At 57.6% G+C, this 20,674-nt stretch carries 16 protein-coding genes; 10 read left to right on the top strand and 6 right to left on the bottom strand.

The window, feature by feature from the left end:
• Positions 1-43: 43 nt before the first annotated feature.
• The 3 genes from HKD32_RS14270 to HKD32_RS14260 all read left to right on the top strand — a co-directional run bounded on the left by HKD32_RS14270 (position 44) and on the right by HKD32_RS14260 (position 3,847).
• On the top strand, positions 44-1,333 hold the full coding sequence (locus HKD32_RS14270) for an adenylosuccinate synthase (RefSeq protein WP_194258349.1): 1,290 nt from the start codon (positions 44-46) through the stop codon (positions 1,331-1,333).
• Between the two features lie 85 nt (positions 1,334-1,418).
• Positions 1,419-3,389, top strand: coding sequence for a serine/threonine-protein kinase (locus HKD32_RS14265; RefSeq protein WP_194258348.1), 1,971 nt, complete (start codon positions 1,419-1,421; stop codon positions 3,387-3,389).
• Positions 3,386-3,847 carry a hypothetical protein gene (locus HKD32_RS14260; RefSeq protein WP_194258347.1) on the top strand — a complete coding sequence of 154 codons (462 nt, stop codon included), beginning with the start codon at positions 3,386-3,388 and terminating at the stop codon, positions 3,845-3,847. Before HKD32_RS14265 ends, HKD32_RS14260 begins: the two co-directional genes overlap by 4 nt.
• A gap of 16 nt (positions 3,848-3,863) precedes the next feature.
• On the opposite strand, the gene ftsY is transcribed toward HKD32_RS14260, so the two are convergent.
• The 3 genes from ftsY to dapF all read right to left on the bottom strand — a co-directional run bounded on the left by ftsY (position 3,864) and on the right by dapF (position 6,963).
• The gene (gene ftsY, locus HKD32_RS14255) at positions 3,864-4,826 is read right to left on the bottom strand and encodes a signal recognition particle-docking protein FtsY (protein ID WP_194258346.1); all 963 of its coding nucleotides are present in this window, start codon (positions 4,824-4,826) and stop codon (positions 3,864-3,866) included.
• A 149-nt stretch (positions 4,827-4,975) separates the two neighbouring features.
• Positions 4,976-6,193: a MiaB/RimO family radical SAM methylthiotransferase gene (locus tag HKD32_RS14250; protein ID WP_061929614.1), complete on the bottom strand. Its 1,218-nt coding sequence runs from the start codon at positions 6,191-6,193 to the stop codon at positions 4,976-4,978.
• Positions 6,190-6,963: a diaminopimelate epimerase gene (dapF, locus tag HKD32_RS14245; protein WP_061929617.1), complete on the bottom strand. Its 774-nt coding sequence runs from the start codon at positions 6,961-6,963 to the stop codon at positions 6,190-6,192. The genes HKD32_RS14250 and dapF overlap by 4 nt, the downstream gene beginning before the upstream one ends.
• Before the next feature lie 86 nt (positions 6,964-7,049).
• Here dapF and HKD32_RS14240 point away from each other — a divergent pair, with 86 nt between their 5' ends.
• Together HKD32_RS14240 and HKD32_RS14235 are read left to right on the top strand one after the other, a co-directional pair.
• Positions 7,050-7,700: a class I SAM-dependent methyltransferase gene (locus tag HKD32_RS14240; protein ID WP_194258345.1), complete on the top strand. Its 651-nt coding sequence runs from the start codon at positions 7,050-7,052 to the stop codon at positions 7,698-7,700.
• A gap of 124 nt (positions 7,701-7,824) precedes the next feature.
• Entirely contained in the window at positions 7,825-9,639 is a 1,815-nt protein-coding gene (locus HKD32_RS14235; protein ID WP_023943503.1) for a DEAD/DEAH box helicase, read from the top strand.
• A 61-nt stretch (positions 9,640-9,700) separates the two neighbouring features.
• Here the strand turns inward: HKD32_RS14235 and HKD32_RS14230 are convergent, their stop codons facing one another.
• Entirely contained in the window at positions 9,701-10,579 is an 879-nt protein-coding gene (locus HKD32_RS14230; protein ID WP_194258344.1) for a PPK2 family polyphosphate kinase, read from the bottom strand.
• Positions 10,569-11,324 (bottom strand): SDR family NAD(P)-dependent oxidoreductase, encoded by a 756-nt coding sequence (locus tag HKD32_RS14225; RefSeq protein WP_194258343.1) that lies wholly within the window; start codon positions 11,322-11,324, stop codon positions 10,569-10,571. Before HKD32_RS14225 ends, HKD32_RS14230 begins: the two co-directional genes overlap by 11 nt.
• Positions 11,325-11,394: 70 nt before the next feature.
• Between HKD32_RS14225 and HKD32_RS14220 the strand changes: the two genes are divergently transcribed.
• From HKD32_RS14220 to HKD32_RS14210, 3 genes are all read left to right on the top strand, one after another.
• Positions 11,395-11,979 carry a YqgE/AlgH family protein gene (locus HKD32_RS14220; RefSeq protein ID WP_010504671.1) on the top strand — a complete coding sequence of 195 codons (585 nt, stop codon included), beginning with the start codon at positions 11,395-11,397 and terminating at the stop codon, positions 11,977-11,979.
• 24 nt (positions 11,980-12,003) lie between these two features.
• Positions 12,004-12,660, top strand: coding sequence for a glutaredoxin 2 (gene grxB, locus HKD32_RS14215; RefSeq protein ID WP_062015988.1), 657 nt, complete (start codon positions 12,004-12,006; stop codon positions 12,658-12,660).
• Between the two features lie 132 nt (positions 12,661-12,792).
• A complete protein-coding gene (locus tag HKD32_RS14210; RefSeq protein WP_194258342.1) occupies positions 12,793-14,184 on the top strand; it encodes a M20/M25/M40 family metallo-hydrolase in 1,392 nt (463 codons plus the stop codon).
• Between the two features lie 50 nt (positions 14,185-14,234).
• Here the strand turns inward: HKD32_RS14210 and HKD32_RS14205 are convergent, their stop codons facing one another.
• Positions 14,235-16,472 (bottom strand): S9 family peptidase, encoded by a 2,238-nt coding sequence (locus HKD32_RS14205; RefSeq protein ID WP_194258341.1) that lies wholly within the window; start codon positions 16,470-16,472, stop codon positions 14,235-14,237.
• 148 nt (positions 16,473-16,620) lie between these two features.
• Between HKD32_RS14205 and HKD32_RS14200 the strand changes: the two genes are divergently transcribed.
• Both HKD32_RS14200 and clpB read left to right on the top strand, forming a co-directional pair.
• Entirely contained in the window at positions 16,621-17,700 is a 1,080-nt protein-coding gene (locus tag HKD32_RS14200; RefSeq protein WP_061929660.1) for an aldo/keto reductase, read from the top strand.
• A gap of 89 nt (positions 17,701-17,789) precedes the next feature.
• A complete protein-coding gene (gene clpB / locus HKD32_RS14195; protein ID WP_023943489.1) occupies positions 17,790-20,390 on the top strand; it encodes an ATP-dependent chaperone ClpB in 2,601 nt (866 codons plus the stop codon).
• The last annotated feature ends 284 nt before the right edge of the window (positions 20,391-20,674 follow it).

Below are 20,674 nucleotides of genomic sequence, written 5' to 3'. Positions count from 1 at the left end.
CCTGAATTTTCACTCCTGTATCCCAAGTCGAGGAAGCCAGCTCATGTCCAACGTCACCGTGATCGGAACCCAGTGGGGGGATGAGGGTAAAGGCAAGATTGTAGACTGGCTTGCCAGTCGCGCTGATATCGTTGTCCGTTTCCAGGGTGGTCACAACGCTGGTCATACGCTGGTCGTTGGCGACCAAGTCTATAAGCTGTCGCTGCTGCCATCGGGTCTCGTGCGTGGCCAGATCGGCGTCATTGGCAATGGCGTCGTCATCGACCCAAAGGCCCTGATGTCCGAGATTGACCGCGTGACGGCGCAGGGCCTGAAGGTCACGCCGGAAACGCTGTGGATTGCCGAGAATGCTCCGCTGATCCTGCCAGTCCATGGTGCGCTGGATCGTGCGCGTGAAGCTGCGCGTGGTGATCGCAAGATCGGCACAACGGGTCGCGGCATTGGCCCGGCTTATGAAGACAAGGTGGCCCGTCGCGCCATTCGTGTCTGTGATCTGGCTGAACCCGAGACGCTGGACTGGAAGCTGGACGAAGTCCTACTGCATCACAACACGCTGCTGGCGGGGCTGGGTGCTGAGACCTTCACGAAGGAAGAACTCAAGGACTTCCTGACGGAAATCACGCCGCGTCTGATGTCCTTTGCCTGCCCGGTCTGGGATCGTCTGGACGAAGCCCGTCGTGCTGGTCGTCGTATCCTGTTTGAAGGCGCACAGGCCGTCATGCTGGACGTCGATCACGGCACCTATCCGTTCGTGACCAGCTCCAACACGGTTGCGGCTGTTGCAGCCTCGGGCAGTGGTGTCAGCCCGTCTTCCATCGGGTTCGTTCTGGGTATTGCCAAGGCATACACAACCCGCGTGGGCGAAGGTCCGTTCCCGAGCGAACTGTTCGATGATGTTGGCCGCACGATTGGTGAGCGTGGTCATGAATTCGGCACGGTCACTGGTCGTCCGCGTCGGTGTGGCTGGTTCGATGCCGTCATGCTACGTCGTGCAGTGCGCGTTGGCGGCGTGACGGGCATTGCGCTCACGAAGCTGGACGTGCTCGACGGTCTGGAAGAAATTTCGATCTGCGTTGGCTATGAACTGGACGGGAAGAAGATCGACACCTTCCCATCTGCACCCGGTGCACAGGCCCGCGTGAAGCCGATCTATGAGACGATGCCCGGCTGGCAGGAAACCACTGCTGGTGCGCGTTCTTGGGCAGAGCTTCCGGCCCAGGCTATCAAATATGTGCGCCGGATCGAAGAACTGATCGAAGCACCGGTGACGCTGCTATCCACAAGCCCGGAACGTGACGATACGATCCTGATGCGCGATCCGTTCGAAGACTGATCTCTTTCGAGAATCTCCAATCCGTTAACGAAGCCTCAATTCCTGTCCGGCATAGAGTGTCAGACAGGATTTTGACGGAACGGACATGGATTACATTCAGGGAGACGACAGCCCGGAACTGCTGATCGCAGACCGCTATCTGGTCAATACGACGCAGAAGCAATCAATGATCGGGGGCTGTCCCACCTGGGTTGCACAGGACATTACGGCCACAGGTTCAACCTGGCTGGCGCTGGCACCGTCCATGCCGTCCCCCAGATTTTCAGAGCTGATGTTCTTCCGGCATGAGAGCGTTATTGGCCTCCATGCTCATGAATATCATAACGGTGCCCTTTGGGTGTTGTGTGCTCACCCGCCAGGACCCTCTCTTGCCGAGGGATTGGGTCTGTGGTCGGAGAGTCAGATCATCGACGGCGTTATCCGCCCTATGGCGGATGCCCTCGAAAAGCTGGATACGGCGGGATTGACCTGTCGTGGTATTCGTCCGGAAAATCTGTTTGTCGGGCAGGGACTGCACAAGGTTGTTCTTGGTCCTCTTGGTGTGGCGGCTGGTGCCACGCTTCAACCTGTCCTGTTTGAGCCTTTATGCTCCGCGGCCTGCCACCCGACGGCGCGCGGTGTGGGAACCATCGCCTGTGATGTGTTTTCCCTGGGTGTTCTGGTTCTGTCGCTCTGTATCGGTGAACTGCCGCTCAAAGGGTTATCGGATGTAGAAATCCTCAGGCGTCGCTTTGAGCTTGGGTCTGCAACGGCTTATATGCAGGGTCATAACGTGCCTGCAGGTCTGGTGTCTCTGCTGGAAGCAATGCTGTCCGACGCACCGGAAAACAGGCCTGGCCCCAGTGATCTGATCACGATTGCGCCCAGTAAACTCTTCTCTCTTCGAGCCGAGATTCCTGCGCGTACACCTTTGATGATTGGCGGGGTGGAAGTCAGAACGCCGCGTGCTCTGGCGTGGTATGGTGGGAAATACCAAAACGAGTTTCTGTCTCTGCTTCAGCGGAAAATCATCAGCCAGTGGCTCCACCGCGAGCTTGAACTGTCTGTCATGTCCAGCCTGATTGAGCAGGCGGGGGTGGCCTTTCTTCCGTCGGGAGCAAACAAGGCTGTTGATCCGACAACGATGGTCGTCACGCGTGCTATCGCCATTCTGGATCCTGCTGCACCGATATTCTGGGCGGGGCGCTGGTTTTGGCCTGAGGCTATTCCCCAGATGCTGGCCCATGCGGAGGCAGGAGCGTTTCCGCCTGATGAGCAGCGGAATATCCGTGGAATTGCCAGCTTTCTGATGACCAGTCCGGAGGTTTTTGACGCGCCGACGCTTCCGGCATTACAGGCTACACAGATTGGAGGTCTTGCCGTTGCAGCCCGCCGAACGGGTGCGAAAGGCATGGAGCAACTCCGGCGTCTGCCCTACGATATGAACGTTTATCAGCCGTGTCTTTCTTCGCGATGTCTGAAAGAACGTATTTCTCTTTCAGCGGGCTTGCTCCAATGGCTTAACGGTCATCTCTCAGAAGAGGAAGTCTCTGCCGAAGATATCGGTCGCTCCGGTTTCATGGACGATCAGATGCGGACATTTCTGGAGAGCCATTGTGCCAGACAGGGGATTGTCCCTCTGGCTCAGTCCCAGAAAGCTGGATTGCCATCATGGCTGGCAGATCTGACTCTTCTGGCCGCAGCGCAGCGCCGTTTTGACAAGGATGCGCTGAGTTCTATTGCCAAACGTGCGCTTCCGTTGCTCGAAACAGAGTTGAAACAATGGCGGAGTAGAACGGCTCGTGCAAAGCGGAGGGCCAAACTGTCTCAATTGGCTGAGGCGGGAAACCTTACGAGATTTCTTGATAACGTCAACGATCCAGCCGGGCTGCAAAAAGATCGCAAAATGGCACGGCAGGCCGAGGTCGAAATCGCTCATCTTGAGCAGATTCTTGAAGATGAGCCTAACCGTAAGTCCGTTCACGAAAAGCAGGCGAGAAACGCAGGGGAATTCTTTTCTCTGCTGGTCGGGATTGTGGTGTCCATGGCCAGTATCTGGCTGGAGTTCTGTCAATGAAAGAGGCGGCAGTGCGCGGGCGGGAAGGAAGGATGGCCTTCAAGTGGTGGCACGGTCTGATTCTTGGCCTGTTGCTGGCCTACGTGCCCGGTAGTCTTCTGGTCGGTGGTGTTTTGCTGCTTCCGCTGGTGGTTCTGCATTTCGTTGATCCTGACGCTGACCGTCAGCGCATGATGATCGTTCTGTTTTATCTGGGGGCTGTAATGGTTCATCCGCTGAGGACTGCGTGGCTGGCCCATGGCGACTGGCAAACCTGTGTTCAACAGATTACCCAGCCGATCACTTTGATTCTGGACTGGATGGCCGTCGGGGTTGCATGGCTGGTTGCTGAAGCTTCGGCGATCGGGGCAAGGCTTTGGTATGCTGATTTCGCACGCAGAGAGCGCAGGGCGATCGAAAAAAGGATCGCCGCCCTGCGTGACGAATGGCTTGATACAGGGGCTAAGGACAAAACCTGAAACGCCTTTCGGGGCCTCAGGTGTGTTCGCCACCCTCTGGCTGACTCTCAACAAGTCGCGACGCCAGATCGCCTGCGGCCCCGCCAACCAGGCCACGGGCATAATCCTGCGCCGAGAAGGGGCGTAGATCTTCAACCTGCTCACCGACCCCGACCATGTGGACGGGCAGTTTGAACTGTTCTGCAAGAGCCACAACAATGCCGCCGCGCGCTGATCCGTCCAGCTTCGTTACGATCAGTCCAGTGACATTCACCAGTTCCCGGAATACCCGAACCTGTTCGATGGCATTCTGGCCTGTCGTGGCATCCAGAACCAGCAGAACGGAGTGGGGCGCCGTTTCGTCGAACTTCCGCATGACACGGATAATCTTGGCCAGTTCCTCCATCAGGGCACCCTTGTTATGGAGGCGGCCAGCCGTGTCGATCAGGAGAAGGTCTTTGCCTTCTTCAGTCGCACGTTTGATGCCGTCATAGGCCAGACCAGCGGCGTCGGCGCCATGCTTGCCCGCGATGACGGGCACGTTGGAACGCTGCCCCCAGACCTGAAGCTGCTCAACGGCTGCCGCACGGAAGGTGTCTCCCGCCACCAGCATAACGGATTTGCCTTCGTCGCTGTAATGGCGCGCCATTTTCCCGATGGTTGTGGTTTTCCCCACACCGTTGACGCCAACGACGAGGACGACGTGTGGCTTTTTCTTCGGATCGGGCTCAAACGGAACGGCTACATGCTCCAGAACGCGGGCAATCTCTTCCGCCAGCGCGTCGCGGATTTCATCGCTCGTGACGTCTTTGCCAAAGCGTGAGCTGCGGAAGCTTTCGATGACGCGTTCTGCTACAACCGGGCCGAGATCCGCGGCGATCAGTTCGTCTTCGAGTTCTTCAAGAGCAGCATCATCCAGCTTGCGATGCGTGAACACGGCGCCGAGACGTGAACTCGAGCGCGAAAGACCCTGTTTGAGTCGTGAGAAAAATCCAGCCATGAACGGGAGTTCGGACAGCTCAAGCCGAACGTCAAGTGTTGAACAGCGTTTTCGTGTGGTTATTGAGTGGTGTTCGGCTTTTTAGCGATGTGCTGCCAAGGTTGTTTGCAGGATTTGCGTGTTGCCCATCCCGGCAAGGCCGTTGCTCATCACCGATCTTCAGAAATCTTCCAATGTCCAAGAAGTTGCCCGTCTGACAGGGTATGGATTTCGATTGGAAGGATGCTTCCACGAAGGAAAGTCGGGAGATCATCTGCCAGACGGACAGGCGCAAATTCAGCCGAATGTCCACGGTTCGGGGTTTCGATCAGAACATCCAGGGTCCGACCGATAAACCGGGCGAGGAAGGCATCCCGGTTGGTGTCTCCGGCTTCCCGAAGACGGGCCGCACGGGCCTGACGTTCTCCATTCGGGACGGCGGGCATGCGTGCGGCAGGGGTGCCGGGACGCTCGCTGTAGGGGAAGACATGCAGGAAAGGGATGGCCTGCTCTTCGATGAAGGAAAGCGTTTCCTCAAAGAGAATATCTGTCTCTGTCGGGAACCCGGCGATCAGATCTGCTCCGATGCCAATATCCGGACGGAGGGCGCGTGCATGGCGAAGCATGGCGGCGACGCGCGTCGTATCATGGCGGCGCTTCATTCGCTTGAGAATCAGGTCGGAACCAGCCTGCAAGGACAGATGCAGGTGTGGCATAAGACGCGGTTCGTTTTCCAGCAGCCACCAGAGATCTTGGTCACCCGTTTCAGGGTCAAGAATCACTGGATCGATCGAGGACAAGCGCAGGCGCTCGATTTCGGGTACGGCTTTCAGGAGTGTCCGGCACATTTGTCCCAGACCTTCGCCGCTATCGCCTTGCCATGAAGCGATGTCCACGCCTGTCAGGACAATTTCACGGTGTCCATTCTCTGTCAGGGCGCGTGCACGGGGGATGGCTTCCGAGATTGGCGTGGAGCGGGAATCCCCGCGCCCATAGGGGATGATGCAGAACGTACAGCGATGATCGCAGCCCTGCTGGACCTGAAGAAGCGCGCGGGCATGACGGGACGGAGGCAGATCAGACCGCTCATCCCCCCATGTCGCGGGTTTGAGTTTGTCGGAATTGGGCACAACGCGGATGACGCCGGGTAAGTCCATCCATCGTTTTGCATCAATTTCAGAGGCACACCCCGTGACCACGATTTTTGCCTCGGGGCGTTCGCGGTGTGCCCGGCGGATGGCCTGTCTGGCCTGACGCTCGGCCGTTGTCGTCACGGCGCAGGTATTCACGATGATCGTGTCTTCCTGCCCACGGGCATGGTGGGCCATGCCGTCGCTTTCATGCGCGTTGAGACGGCAGCCGAACGTCAGGACAGACGGAGTGCTCACGGGAGTTCGCCGTGGAAAACTGTTGTGGCGGGGCCGGTCATGAGAACGTCGCCGTTGTCCTGCCATGTGATACGTAGGTCACCGCCATCCATGGTGACGACGCAGGTGCGGTCCGCCAGACCACGACGCACGGCATTGACGACCGCCGCGCAGGCTCCCGAGCCGCAGGCCAGCGTCAGGCCCGCGCCGCGCTCCCAGACGCGCAGACGCATATGGGCTGGTGTGATGATGTCTGCGAAGCCGATATTGGCGCGCTGCGGGAAAAGGGGGGAGTTTTCAAGCGAAGGGCCGAGGTCTTCCGCACGGGAGACGTCTCCAAAGACGGTCGCATGCGGGTTCCCCATGGAGCAGGCAGCAGCATCGTGAAGCGGGAGATGTAGGGTATCGCACTCGCGGGCGAGAGGAATATCCTGCCAGTCAAAGCGCGGCTGGCCCATGTTCACCGTAATCAGGTCGCCGTTCTGGGATGTTGGCAGAAGACCGGCGCTCGTCTGAAGCGTTGGATTTCCGCCTACGAAGACAGACACACACCGTGATGCATTGCCGCACGCACCGGATTCCGAGCCGTCAGCGTTGAAGAAGCGCACCAGAACGTCTGCGCCCTCTGCCGTCGGAGGGGAGAGGACAACAAGCTGGTCGCAGCCAACGCCGAACCGCCGATCGCAGAGCTTCTGGATGGTCTCAGTATTGAGGGCCGGGGCAGTTTCGCGGCCGTCAATGATGATGAAATCATTGCCCAGGCCGTGCATCTTGGTGAAGGAAAGGGTCATGGTGGGGCCTCTCATAGAGCATCCTGCGGGTTGACGCACGAGGAACATACCCTCATCTCCACAGGCCAGTCAGGAGGAGATGGATCATGAGCAGCACAGAAAAAGTTGATGGGTTTCATGAAGCGGCGTTCACGCGCGTCAATAATGAGCCTGATACGATCTTCTATGCGCAGCGTCTCCCGGATTCGCTGATGGATATGGGGGCACGCACGGCCGTGACGGCCCTTTATCAGACGTCTCTTCCTGTTGGTGGTACAGTTCTGGATCTGATGGCGGGCTCTCTCAGCCATTACCCTGAGGAAGCCCATTTTCAGGATGTGATCGGGCTTGGCGCTTCAAAAGCGGCTCTGGATACGAATCCTGTTCTGAAAACGCGTATCGTGCAGGATCTGAATGCGGATCCCATTCTGCCTTTTGAGGATGACAGTCTGGATGTCATTACGCTGTGTGATGGTATCGCCTACCTGACCCAGCCTTTAACTGTTCTGACGGAAGCGCTGCGTGTTCTGAAGGAGGGGGCCCCCCTGATCGTCACATTCTCGGACCAGTTCCATCAGCAGAAAGCTGTGGCGATGTGGCAGGCGCTGGAGCCGGAAGATCGCGCACGTCTTGTCAGCATCCTGCTTTCCCGCGCCGGTTTTGTCGAGCTGGACACGGGCGAAGTGGTTCCGCCGGAGGATCTGACTGCGTGGCGGGATACGGTCCGGGCCGTTGTTGGACGCAAGCCGAGAGCCTGAATCTGACTGATTCGCAGGTTGACATGCGTTACTTCTGGCATTTGTGGACAGAAGTCTTTATGCAGCGGCATCCCAGCCGCCGCTTTTTGCCGTCGGCGTGACGTTTGCCGAGTGTTCATCAAATATGCCTTTCCCCGATACTCATCCTGCCCTTGGGCGCGCCCTGGCGGCGCGCGGCTACGAACAGCCAACTCCCGTTCAGGAAGCCGTTCTGCAGCCAGGGCTGGAGGATCGTGATCTTCTGGTTTCCGCCCAAACGGGCTCAGGCAAGACCGTAGCCTTTGGTCTGGCCATCGCGCCGACGCTGCTGGGTGAGGCTGATCGCCTCCCGCCGTCGCCGCAGCCAATGGCTCTGGTTATTGCCCCGACGCGTGAACTGGCCCTTCAGGTCCAGTCCGAACTTGAATGGCTCTATGCCGAGACCGGTGCCCGCATTGCGAGTTGCATTGGTGGCACGGATGCCCGCCGTGAAGCCCGCGATCTCAACCGTGGCGCCCATATCGTCGTTGGGACGCCGGGCCGCCTGTGTGATCATCAGTCCCGTGGTTCTCTTGACCTGTCCGGTCTGCGTTGCGTCGTGCTCGATGAAGCTGACGAAATGCTGGATATGGGCTTCCGTGACGAACTGGAACAGCTTCTGGATGCGTCCCCGGCCGAGCGCCGCACGCTGCTGTTCTCTGCGACGATTGCCCGTGAAATTGCCTCTCTGGCCAAGCGTTTCCAGAAAGATGCCAAGCGCATCGATACGGTTTCCGGCGCCAAGCAGCATTCTGACATTACCTATCGTTGCGTCGTAACGGCCCCGCAGGAAATCGAGCGTTCCCTCGTAAACGTTCTGCGTTTCTACGAGAGCCCGACGGCCATGGTGTTCTGCAACACCCGTATGATGGTTGGTCAGGTGCAGGCCGCCCTTCTGGAACGTGGGTTCGCCTCTGTCGCCATTTCCGGTGAGATGGGTCAGAACGAGCGTAGCCGCGCGATCGAGAGCCTGCGGTCCGGTCAGGCCCGTGTCTGTGTTGCGACTGACGTTGCAGCCCGTGGTATTGACGTTCCGGCACTGAACCTCGTCATTCATGCCAGCATCCCGACGGCTTCTGAAACGCTGCTGCATCGTTCCGGCCGTACGGGGCGTGCAGGTCGTAAGGGCACCAGCGTTCTTATGGTGCCGATGAACCAGCGCCGTCGCGCTGAGCGTCTGCTGGCCATGGCTCGCGTGAATGCTGAGTGGGAAGCCGTTCCGACGGCTGCGGCGATTGCCGCCCAGGACACACAGCGTCTGCTCGAAGATCCAATTCTTGCCAACGCCTCGGAAGAGACGACGGATGAGCTGGTTCTGAAGCTGGCCGAAACCTATGACGCCAAGAAACTCGCAGCGGCTCTGGTGGAAATGTATCGTGCCCGCCTTCCGCAGGTCGAGCAGATCCGTCCGATGTCTGTTGAAGCTCCGAGCAGCCGTGGTGAACGCGGCGAGCGTGGTGAACGTGCTCCGCGTGAAGAGCGCGTTGTGTCCGGTCAGTGGTTCAAGATGGGTGTTGGCCGTACCGAGCGTGCCGATCCGAAGTGGCTGATCCCGCTGATCTGCCGTCTTGGCAATGTTCAGAAGCGCGATATTGGCAGCATCCGCATCGAGCAGGATCAGACCTACTTCCAGATTACGGATGAGAGCGTCGAGCGCTTCAAGTCCTGTGTTGCTGGTGCTGAGCCTGATGAAGTGACGATCGAGCCATCTGCCGAGCCTGCTGGCGGCGGTTATGGTGCGCGTGGCCGTAATCCAGGTGAAGGCAAGCGCTTTGGTCGTCCCGGTGGCGGCGGTGGCTTCAAGGGTGGTCCGCGTTCCGGCGGCGGCGGTGGATACAAGGGCCGTGGCGGCTCTGGTTTCAGCCGCTCGAAGGCTGGCGGTCCAACCGGTGAAGGCACGAGCCGCAAGCGCCGTTCCTGATCTGACGACCAGATTGAACTAAAAAAGCCCCGCCGGATAATTTCGGTGGGGCTTTTTCTTTTCAGGGTTTTTGGGAGCCTTCTGCAAGGAGCGTGTCGCGTGCAGTTCGTAACGCATCGGAGAGCTTTTCTTCCGGGACTTTGAGATGCAGTCCTTCAAGAACTTCTAGCAAAGCCTCGGCGACCATAAGTCTTGCAGCCCATTTATGATCGGCAGGAATGATATGCCATGGGGCTTCGGGCGTTGCCGTAGCTTGAATGGCGGCTTCGTAGGCCTGTGTGTAGTCCGGCCATTTCTCGCGTTCAGCAAGATCGGAAGGCGAGAATTTCCAACGCTTTTCGGGGTGTGTCAGGCGTTTGAGAATACGTTTCTTCTGTTCGTTTGCCGAGATGTGGAGAAACAGCTTCAGAACAACGATATTCTGGTGCGTCAGGTAACTCTCGAAATGTCGGATATCGGACAGCCTTTTATCCCAGAAGCCGGGAGTATCCGGGTCAAGCCCACGGGCTCTGACGAAATCGGGATGAACGCGGGCAATCAGAACGTCTTCGTAGTGGCTGCGATTGAAGACGGCAATTTCACCGCGCGCGGGGGCCATCAGGTGGACCCGCCACAGATCATCCCGTTTTTCCGCAGGACCGGCTGGCGTCTTGAAGGACGTGACATGAAAGCCCTGAGGGTTCAGGCCCGAAAAGGCATGGCGAATTGCGCCGTCCTTACCAGCCGTATCCATGCCCTGCAGCACAACCAGAATGCCGTGAGAGCCATGGGCGGCAAGCCGCCCCTGCAGAATGGCCATCCGATCCACACAGTCCCGGATGCGGGTATGCGCGCTTTTCTTGTCATGCCCGACCCGGTCGTCGGTTTTGAAGTCGGAGAGGTGAAATTTGCTGCCGTCCGTGATTTTCAGACGGGATGGAACACCAGTTTCAGCCGACATGTCGGTTCACCGCCAGTCCACCCGAAGCCTGACAGACAGGCATAATTTCCATTGTGTTGACGTTCATGTGCCAGGGTAGACCGATGAGCCAAGAGACGGTTTCGGCAATATCTTCCGGCGTCAGGGGGGTCGTGTCTTTATAGACGTCTGCGGCTTTTCCGTCGTCCTTCAAGCGGACATTACTGAATTCGCTGCCACCGCACAGACCGGGTTCAATATCCGTGACACGAATACGCTTGCCGAGAAGATCCGTGCGGAGATTCTGGCTGAACTGGCGGACGAAGGCTTTCGTAGCTCCATAGACGTTGCCGCCTGTGTAAGGATAGGTTCCTGCCGTGCTGCCCAGTGTCAGGACATAGCCTGAATTACGTTCCACCATGCCGGGAAGAAACGCGTGGGTAATTTCGATAAGCCCGGAAATATTGGTGGCGATCATGGTTTCCCAGTTTTCCACCTTGGCTTCCTGAGCGGGTTCCATGCCGAGGGCGAGGCCAGCATTGTTCACGAGAACATCGACGGTTTTCCAGCCTTCAGGCAGACTTTCAGGCAACGCGCGCAGTGCTTCCTTGTCGGTCATGTCGAGCGGAAAAGGCAGCAGGGCGTCTCCCAGTTCCTTGTGAAGCGTTTCAAGCCGCTCGGCGCGTCTTCCTGTGGCAATGACACGGTGGCCGTCCCGTACCAGACGGGTGGCGATGGCGTGTCCGAAGCCTGCGGTGGCGCCGGTGACGAGAACAGTCAGGGACATGGGGACCTCCATAAAACTCTCAAGAGGGGAACGCTTGCAAAGAGACAAGAGATGCACCCATCTTTAAGGAATGAAGAAAACACTCGCCGGACAGAATGACAACCTGACAGGCATGCTTCTGGTCGCTGCTCCGCAACTGGCGGAAACGGTTTTTGCCCAGAGCGTGATCTATCTGTGTGCACACTCCCCTGAAGACGGGGCAATGGGCCTCATTATCAACCGTCGTTTGGCTCAACCGGGGCTTGATGATCTTTTCGCGCAGTTGGGAATTGAACCCAGTCCGCCGGAACGTCGTATTGCCGTGTGTATGGGAGGGCCGGTCGATCACTCCCATGGTTTCGTTTTGCACTCGACGGACTGGACCGGGGAGGGCAGTCTGGGCGTCAACGATCATGCAACGCTGACAGCCAGTCTGGATGTGTTGCGGGATCTGGCGGCAGGGCGTGGTCCGAAGCAGGCTCTCATGGCTTTGGGACATGCCGCTTGGGGACCGGGGCAGTTGGAGGAAGAGATTCTGCGCGACAGTTCCTGGTTTGTCGCTCCTGCCAGTGACGAGATTGTTTTCGGACTGGATCACGCGAAGAAATGGCGCAAGGCTCTGGCCGCCATCGATATTGATCCTCTGCTGCTCTCTGGAGCGGTCGGAGAAGCCTGATTTTTGAGAAGGACACTGAAAACCGTGAACCAGACAACACGCATCCTGCATATCTACGAGCACTGCCCGTTCTGCGTGAAGGCTCTCATGATTTTCGGATTAAAAAATGTTCCTTTCGAGCGGCGCGTCTTCCTGAATGATGATGAAGCCGGTCCGATCAGCATGGTTGGCCGGAAAGTCGTACCAATTCTGGAAGAAAACGGGCGTTACATGCCCGAGAGCATGGATATTGTGTCCCATATCGACGGAATTGGTGAACCGCTTCTGACAGGGTCGATCAGACCGGAAATCGCGAGCTGGCTGAAGGAGGGAAGTCGTGCAACGTACCGCCTTTTCCTGCCTCGTGCTGTCTGCACGCCGCTGCCTGAATTTGCGACCACGTCCGCGCGCGCCGGTTTTATTCGACGCAAAGAAGAGTCAACTGGTCCGTTCTGGGAAATTCTTGCAGACGGGTCCAAGGAAATTGCTGAACTGAATGCCTTGCTGGAAAAACTGGCACCGTTGATCCAGTCGCCGGAGGCCGTGAACGGCACTCTTTCCACAGATGATATTCATCTGTTTGCGCAGTTGCACAGCATGTCCTTGATCAAAGGGCTGCGTTACCCGCTGGAAGTGGAAGCCTACCGTCAGGTCATGTCTGAAAAGTCGGGTGTTGATCTTCTGGATTTGTTTTCTGTTTAGGCTCGTTAAGTGTGCGTCTGCTTGACGCATGGGCATTGAACTGTTCTCCGTAAAGAGTGGAAACTGCGGCCTGGCTAGGCATAAAGGGCAAGCACGGTTACGCTTCCGTATCTGATTCAGGAGATACGGCGGATGCGGAAAAATATCGGAGTGGTGCTGTCACTGGCCCTGATGTCGGGGAGCGCGATGGCGGCAGAACCAGACCATCAGGATGCAGCGCATCAGGCTCTTGATCTTGCGGAAAAGTCCATCGCTCTTCGTTCTGTCGCGGGAGATGCTAACCAGACGTCCAAGGTGGCCTCTCTTTTCCGAAACGCCTTGGTTAAGGGAGGTTTTGCTCCCGCAGATGTCGTGATCACCCCTTATAAAGACACGGCGTATCTCATTGCGCGTTGGCCAGGCAGTGATCCCGCTCTGAAGCCTCTGGTCATTTCCGGTCATATGGATGTGGTGGAAGCCAAGGCATCTGACTGGACGCATGACCCGTTCAAGCCTCAGATCGAAAACGGATATCTGCTCGGGCGCGGTTCAACCGACATGAAGCTCGATGATACACTGGCGATTGCCGCGCTTCTGGAGCTGAAAAAGGAAGGCTACAAACCGCGTCGTGACATCATTCTCGCGTTCTCGGGCGATGAGGAAACGACGATGGCGACCGGCGCCATCATTGCAAGCAAGCTGGCCAATGCGGAACTTGTCCTGAATATGGACGGCGCGAATGGCACGCTGGATGAAAAGACCGGCAAGCCCGATTACTTTACATGGGAAGGTGCGGAGAAGACCTACGCTGATTTCCGCCTGACTGTGACCAATCCGGGCGGTCATTCTTCCGAACCGCGCGCTGTTAACGCGATTGATGAGCTTGCGGCTGATCTGCTTCACATTCAGCAGCATCGCTTCAAGCCGGAACTGAATGACCTGAGCCGGAGCTATTTCCTGAACGCAGCCCGGTGGCAGAAGCCGGAGATTGCGTCGGCCATGAAAGCATTTGCGGCCAATCCGTCTGATGAAAAAGCCATCCACACGCTTTCTGCCGACCCGGCTTTCATCGGACGGATTGGAACGACCTGCGTCGTGACCATGATTGAAGGTGGGCATGCCTTGAATGCGCTTCCTCAGCGGGCAACGGCGAATATCAACTGCCGTATTTTTCCTGGTCACTCTCGGGCAGCCATCATGGAGGAACTGCGTCAGGCCGCTCATGATCCGGGTATGACGATTGAAGATGCAACGGAAGGGTCTGTGGAGACGGCAGCATCCCCGATGCGACCGGATGTTGTGCAGGCCATTGAGCACGGCATGCGTGTTGCTTATCCGGGGGTTCCGGTTTTTGCGGCCATGTCTTCAGGGGCGAGTGACAGTATGTGGTTCCGCTCCCATGGTATCCCGAGCTACGGGATTAGCCCGATTTTCATCAAAAACTCTGATTCGTTCATGCATGGTCTGAATGAACGCACGCCTGTGTCGGCCATTGCTCCAGCGATGGAAGATCTGCTGGTGTTGATCCCGGACCTGTCTCACTGACACGAGAACAGCGTCTTCGGAAATGTTGAAGACGCTGTTTTTCAAAAGTCTCAGGGTTTCAGAACGTCACCCAGAAACTCTGCCCGTCTCTGCGTGACGCGGGCCCGGAGGATCGGGTCTGGCAGCATATGAGTGCCGGGCAGAAGCAGGAGATCGTAGGGCTTTCCAGCTTTCAGGAAGGCCTGCGTCAGCTTCATCGTATTTTCGAAATAGACATTATCGTCCGTCAGGCCGTGCATGAGCAGGAGCGGACGTTTCAGTTCGTCGGCATAAGTCAGAACATTGCTTTTGCGATATCCGTCAGCGTCGTTCTGCGGTGTGTCGAGATAGCGCTCGGTATAGGCAGTGTCATAATCCGCGAAGTCGACCGGTGGCGCGCCAGCAACGCCGACTTTGAAGACATCTGGGCGGCGGATTGTTGCCATAGCGGTGAAATAGCCACCGAAAGACCATCCGTAGACACCAACACGGGTCAGATCGAGTTCAGGGTAAGTTTTGCCGAGCGCCTGAAGGCCGTCGATCTGATCCCGAAGAGGCGCATCAATCAGGTTGCCTTTGATGGCGCGCTCGAAATCATGATCCCGGCCGGGTGTGCCGCGCCCGTCCAGCGTGACGACAACATAGCCCTGATTGGCGAGGCACTGTTCTTCCATGAAGCTTGATGGGGTGTTGTGCACAAGTTTGACGCCCGGGCCGCCATAGACGGACAGCACGACGGGATAGCGATGTCCTTTCTGGAAATGCTCTGGCCGGATGACGGCCGCGTCCAGCTGACGTTCACCTGCCGTTGTGAACTGAACATGGACGGGAAGGTGAGGAGGCTGTGCGACGCCGGGCAGCGCGGCGAGGATCTTGCCTTTTACATCGCGGAGCAGGGTGCGTCGGGTGCCATCTGCGGAGGCGAAGCTGTCGATCATCAGGCGGTGAGCGCCTGATGTGAAATGGATGGTGTGGGTGCCGGGTTCTGTTGCGAGCGGCGTGATCTTGCCATCGGCCAGTGAAATACGGACGACCTGATTGTCGATCCGGTTTGGGCGTACCGTAACGACGACACTGTTGCTGTCGGGGTCATAATCATTGAACGCGACGTAAGGTGTCGTGTCCGGAGTAAGAACCCGCTTCAGGGAGCCATCGGCAGCATGATGTTCAAGCTGCCATGTTTTTCCGCGTTCCGAGGCCCACAGAAAGCCCTGTCCGCCATTGAGAACAACGGGGAGAGCCTGCGCACCAGCCGCTTCCCGCGGGTTCAGGTTCAGCCATGTCTTGTCTGCCTCTGCAAGCAGGACTGAGGTTTTTCCGGTTGCAAGATCGACGGAAAGAACCTGTTCCTGCGTTTGCTGTCGGTTCAAGACAACAAGAAACAGGCCACCGTTCTTCCGCCAGACAGTACGGGCCATGTAAGGCCATGCATCATGGTCCCAACTGATCCAGCGTGTCTTGCCGCCCTTGGCACTGATGAGGCCGAACCGTGTCCGGGCATTGGGGGTCCCGGCACGGGGATAGCGAAACTCGACAGGAGCAGCCTGCGGCGTTTCCGGGTTGGTGATGTAGTGTTTTTCAACCGGGCTGGAATCCGCTTCTTCGAACAGGATCGTCTGGCTGTCCGGGGACCACCAGGCGCCGTCTGGCCGTTCCAGTTCCTCTGCGGCTGCAAATTCGGCAAGGCCATTTGTCAGGGTTGGCGTGCCTGTTGTGGTCAGGCGCGTTTGGGCACCGCTGACGAGATCGACGGCGTAGAGATCATTATCGCGAACGACAGCGATGGTCTGCCCGTTTGGGGACAGGTGCGGGGCAATCCAGTTTCCATCAATGGAAGAGACGCGCCCGTCATCGGTGGCGATCCGGATGAGGCGACCTCCCTGAGAGGCCAGAATTGTGCCGCCGTCTTCGCTCATCTGATAGTCCGTAATGCCGGACATGGACTGTCGGGCACGCTCGCGCCGGGCTTTTTCTTCTACCGACAGGTGTTCCGGGCCGGCTTCGGGAGCGGCCAATTCGTGGAGAGTGTGATCCGGGAGATCATAGCGGAACAGGTGCAGACGTGTGTCGAACGGGCCGGAGCGCAGGAACAGGATGGAATGTCCATCCGGGGTGACTTCGGCGTGGTTCGGCAGTCCAAGCGTGCCGTTTCGTGTTTTGGCAAGATCGACCATGCAGGCGGCCGGTTCGGCGGCTTTGACAGGCATGGCAGCCAGCAGGGACGGGAGAAACACGCAGGACAGCAGGGCTCTGCGGAGACGGAATGACGGCATGGCGGCTCCGGATGGAAGGATTTTGACATCAATCATGGACCGGCCTGCCGATCCTGAACAGAGTGTCTTCCAGCGAGATGCCGGGTTGCTCACGATTACGGGAGCAGGACGGAATTTACCGGGACCGATGCGCCGTTAAGGTGTTGTCTGTCATGGTGTGTCTCAGAAGAGGAACCTGATGGATATGCAGTATCGTCAGTTAGGCCGTTCTGGCCTCAAGATTTCCGCACTCAATTTTGGCTCTGTCACATTTGGGGGGCAGGGAGATTTCGCCTCGACAGGGAATGTAGATGTTTCAGAAGCCACCCGTATGGTGGATCTCTGCGTCGAGCATGGGGTGAACATGTTCGATACCGCTGATGCTTATTCGGGCGGTGAAGCTGAAGAAATTCTAGGGCGTGTTCTGAAAGGGCGCAGCAGGGAGCTGCTTGTGACCAGCAAGGTTCGGTTCCCGACGGGGAAGGGGCCTAATGAACAAGGGTTATCCCGACATCACATTCTCAATGCCTGCGAAGACAGCCTGCGTCGGCTGGGTCGCGATCATATCGACCTCTATTATCTGCATGAATGGGACGGGCTGACGCCGGTTGAGGAAACGCTGGAAGCGCTTCAGACCCTCCGGGATCAGGGCAAGATCCGTTATGCGGGCATTTCCAATTTTGCCGGCTGGCAGGCCATGAAGCTTCTGTCTGCGGCGGAACGGGATCGGTTGATTACACCTGTGTCCGAGCAGATCTATTATTCTCTGGAAGCGCGAGACGCCGAATATGAGCTGCTGCCGCTAGCCGTGGATCAGGGCTTGGGTGTTCAGATCTGGAGCCCGCTGGCCTGTGGATTGCTAACGGGCAAGTATCGTCGCGGAAAGACCGCTCCAGCCGATAGTCGCCGCATCTCGGGATGGCCGGAGCCGGAAGTCCGGAATATCGAAAAGCTCTACGATACCGTCGAGGTTCTGGTTGAGATTGCCGAGGAGCAAGATGTTTCTGCTGCTCGGGTGGCGCTGGCCTGGCTGCTGCACAAACCGGGCGTGACGTCTCTGGTCATCGGCGCGCGCAAGGAAAGCCAGCTTCTGGATAATCTGGCCGCCGCTTCGCTGCGTCTGACCAAGTCGCAGGTTGCGCGTCTGGATGAAGTCAGTGCGCCGGATCTGGTTTACCCTTACTGGCATCAGCAACGGAATGCCTTTGACCGGCTTTCTGAGGCTGACATGGTCCTGCACGGGCCCGCGAAACGTCATCGGGAGGCTCTTGAAACAAAAAAATGAGTGCCTAAATATTCATCATCGGTCGTCGCCTTCGGGGGCGACCGAGACATCATATGCCGCCGATACGGGGCATGAGAGGACATATCAGAATGGACATTCAGAAGTTTACGGAACGCAGCCAGGGTTTCCTTCAGGCTGCACAAACCATTGCCCTTCGGGATTATCATCAGCAGTTGACGCCGGAGCATTTGCTCAAGGCCCTGCTGGATGACGAACAGGGCGCCGCTTCTGGCCTGATCCGGGCAGCAGGTGGCGATCCGAAAGTTGTTCAGGCCGCCAATGATGCGGCGCTTGCCAAACTGCCGAAAGTTCAGGGCGGTGGCGCTGGCCAGCCACAGGCCACACCTGATTTCGTGCGTCTGCTGGACTCCGCCGAAGCCGCAGCAAAGAATGCAGGCGACAGCCATGTTGCGCAGGATCGACTGCTAGTGGCGATTGCCGCCAGCAATTCTCCGGCAGGTAAGGCGCTCGTTGACGGTAAGGCTGATGCCAGTGCGCTGGAGCGTGCTGTTGCTCAGATCCGCAAAGGTCGCACTGTGACCAGCGCTTCTGCTGAAAACACGTTTGACGCCTTGAAAAAATATGCTCGCGATGTGACGGCAGTGGCGCAGGCTGGCAAGCTTGATCCGGTTATTGGTCGTGATGAAGAAATCCGCCGCGCCATTCAGGTTCTGGCCCGCCGTAGCAAGAACAATCCGGTTCTGATTGGTGAGCCGGGTGTGGGTAAAACCGCGATCGTTGAAGGTCTGGCCCTGCGGATCGTCAACGGCGACGTGCCTGAGGCTCTCCGGAACAAGAAGCTGATGTCGCTCGACATGGGCGCTTTGATCGCCGGTGCGAAATTTCGTGGTGAGTTCGAGGAACGTCTGAAAGCTGTTCTCAAGGAAGTTGAGACTGCAGAAGGCGAGATCATTCTCTTCATTGATGAGATGCACACGCTGGTCGGCGCTGGCCGCTCCGATGGTGCGATGGATGCATCCAACCTCATCAAGCCGGAACTGGCCCGCGGTACGCTTCACTGTATTGGTGCGACCACACTTGATGAATATCGGAAGTACATTGAAAAGGACGCAGCTCTTGCCCGTCGCTTCCAGCCGGTTTTCGTAGGCGAACCATCCGTCGCGGATACGATTTCGATCCTGCGTGGCATCAAGGAAAAGTACGAGCTTCATCATGGTGTTCGCATCACGGATAACGCCATCGTTTCCGCCGCAACGCTTTCCAACCGTTACATCACGGATCGTTTCCTGCCGGACAAGGCCATTGATCTGATCGACGAGGCTGCCAGCCGTCTGCGGATGCAGATCGATAGCAAGCCGGAAGCTTTGGATGAGCTTGATCGGCGCATCATTCAACTGAAAATCGAGCGTGAGGCCATCCGCAAGGAAGACGATACGGCGTCGAAGGATCGGCTGCAGGCTTTGGAAGCCGAACTGGCTGATCTGGAAGAGCAGTCCGATGCGATGGGCGCCGAGTGGCACGCTGAAAAGGATCGCGTCAACGCCATCCAGAAGCTGAAGGAACAGCTGGATACAGCGCGTTCCGATGTCGATGTGGCGCAGCGGCAGGGCAATCTCGCCAAGGCATCCGAGCTGATGTACGGCCTGATCCCGAACCTTGAAGCCCAGATTGCCAAGGCTCAGGAAGAAGAAGATGCAGCCTCCAAGTCAGGTCTGTTCGCTGACAGTGTGACAGAGCAGGGCATTGCTTCGGTTGTATCCCGCTGGACGGGTATTCCGGTAGACCGCATGCTGGAAGGCGAGCGCGCCAAGCTTATGCGGATGGAAGACACCCTGCGTGATCGTGTCGTAGGGCAGGAGCAGGCGCTTGTTGCTGTTTCGAATGCTGTTCGTCGTGCCCGTGCAGGTCTTCAGGACCCGAACCGCCCGATTGGTTCGTTCCTGTTCCTTGGCCCAACGGGTGTTGGCAAGACCGAACTGACGAAGGCGCTGGCCCAGTTCCTGTTTGATGACGAGAAGGCCCTGCTGCGGATCGACATGAGTGAATTCATGGAGAAGCATGCGGTGTCCCGTCTGATCGGTGCGCCTCCGGGTTACGTTGGTTACGACGAAGGTGGCGTGCTGACGGAAGCGGTTCGTCGTCGTCCGTATCAGGTCATTCTGTTTGATGAGGTGGAGAAGGCCCATGAGGACATCTTCAACATCCTGCTTCAGGTTCTTGACGATGGTCGCCTAACAGATGGTCAGGGTCGTGTGGTGGATTTTCGCAATACGATCATTGTTCTGACGAGCAACCTTGGCTCGGATGTTCTGGCCAATCAGGAAGATGGTGAATCGCCGGATCTGGTTCAGGCTCAGGTCATGCAGGTCGTGCGTAATCACTTCCGGCCGGAATTCCTGAACCGTCTGGATGAGATCATCCTGTTCTCCCGTCTGCAGCGGGCAGACATGGGGCGTATTGTCGATATTCAGCTCAGCCGTCTGCGGCAGCTTCTGGAAGATCGTAAGATCACCCTGGAACTGGATGAGAAGGGGCGGGAGTGGCTTGCTGAAGCCGGATACGATCCCGTCTACGGTGCACGGCCTCTGAAGCGCGTGATCCAGCGCAGTCTTCAGAACCCGCTGGCAGGCCTGCTTCTGGATGGAACCATCCGTGATGGGGACACCATCCACGTTTCTGCCGGTGAGAAGGGACTGACGATTAACGGTCATTCCGTCTCGCAGGACTGAGTTCCGCGGAAAACCGGGACTTTCGGAAGAAACGCCAGATTTTTCTGGCGTTTTTTTTTTAGTTTTTTAGTTTTGTTTTGTGAATGGAAAGTGTGTGTAAGGTTTGAATGTGTAGGGAAACTGTGGGTTTGTGGTGTGGATAACCTTGATATGACAAGTGTTTGACAGTGTGGGTTGGTCCCCGTATAAGCCCGTTCACCGACGCGGCGGGGCTCACCTGAGGGGCTCTGAAGCGGGGTGGAACTGGTCTTTGAAAATTGAATATGGAATTGGAAGGGATATGT

The organism is Gluconobacter japonicus, assembly GCF_015244665.1.
Taxonomy (GTDB): Bacteria; Pseudomonadota; Alphaproteobacteria; order Acetobacterales; family Acetobacteraceae; genus Gluconobacter; species Gluconobacter japonicus.
This window is presented reverse-complemented; position numbering and strand designations above follow the sequence as displayed.

What these genes read in the sequence shown, in the direction of transcription:
- HKD32_RS14210 (WP_194258342.1), top strand. Translation starts at nt 12,793, where the DNA reads ATGCGGAAAAATATCGGAGTGGTGCTGTCACTGGCCCTGATGTCGGGG.
- dapF (WP_061929617.1), bottom strand. Translation starts at nt 6,963, where the DNA reads ATGACCCTTTCCTTCACCAAGATGCACGGCCTGGGCAATGATTTCATC.
- HKD32_RS14260 (WP_194258347.1), top strand. Translation starts at nt 3,386, where the DNA reads ATGAAAGAGGCGGCAGTGCGCGGGCGGGAAGGAAGGATGGCCTTCAAG.
- HKD32_RS14220 (WP_010504671.1), top strand. Translation starts at nt 11,395, where the DNA reads ATGAAGAAAACACTCGCCGGACAGAATGACAACCTGACAGGCATGCTT.
- HKD32_RS14200 (WP_061929660.1), top strand. Translation starts at nt 16,621, where the DNA reads ATGCAGTATCGTCAGTTAGGCCGTTCTGGCCTCAAGATTTCCGCACTC.
- HKD32_RS14230 (WP_194258344.1), bottom strand. Translation starts at nt 10,579, where the DNA reads ATGTCGGCTGAAACTGGTGTTCCATCCCGTCTGAAAATCACGGACGGC.
- ftsY (WP_194258346.1), bottom strand. Translation starts at nt 4,826, where the DNA reads ATGGCTGGATTTTTCTCACGACTCAAACAGGGTCTTTCGCGCTCGAGT.
- HKD32_RS14265 (WP_194258348.1), top strand. Translation starts at nt 1,419, where the DNA reads ATGGATTACATTCAGGGAGACGACAGCCCGGAACTGCTGATCGCAGAC.
- HKD32_RS14235 (WP_023943503.1), top strand. Translation starts at nt 7,825, where the DNA reads ATGCCTTTCCCCGATACTCATCCTGCCCTTGGGCGCGCCCTGGCGGCG.
- HKD32_RS14270 (WP_194258349.1), top strand. Translation starts at nt 44, where the DNA reads ATGTCCAACGTCACCGTGATCGGAACCCAGTGGGGGGATGAGGGTAAA.
- HKD32_RS14225 (WP_194258343.1), bottom strand. Translation starts at nt 11,324, where the DNA reads ATGTCCCTGACTGTTCTCGTCACCGGCGCCACCGCAGGCTTCGGACAC.
- clpB (WP_023943489.1), top strand. Translation starts at nt 17,790, where the DNA reads ATGGACATTCAGAAGTTTACGGAACGCAGCCAGGGTTTCCTTCAGGCT.
- HKD32_RS14205 (WP_194258341.1), bottom strand. Translation starts at nt 16,472, where the DNA reads ATGATTGATGTCAAAATCCTTCCATCCGGAGCCGCCATGCCGTCATTC.
- HKD32_RS14240 (WP_194258345.1), top strand. Translation starts at nt 7,050, where the DNA reads ATGAGCAGCACAGAAAAAGTTGATGGGTTTCATGAAGCGGCGTTCACG.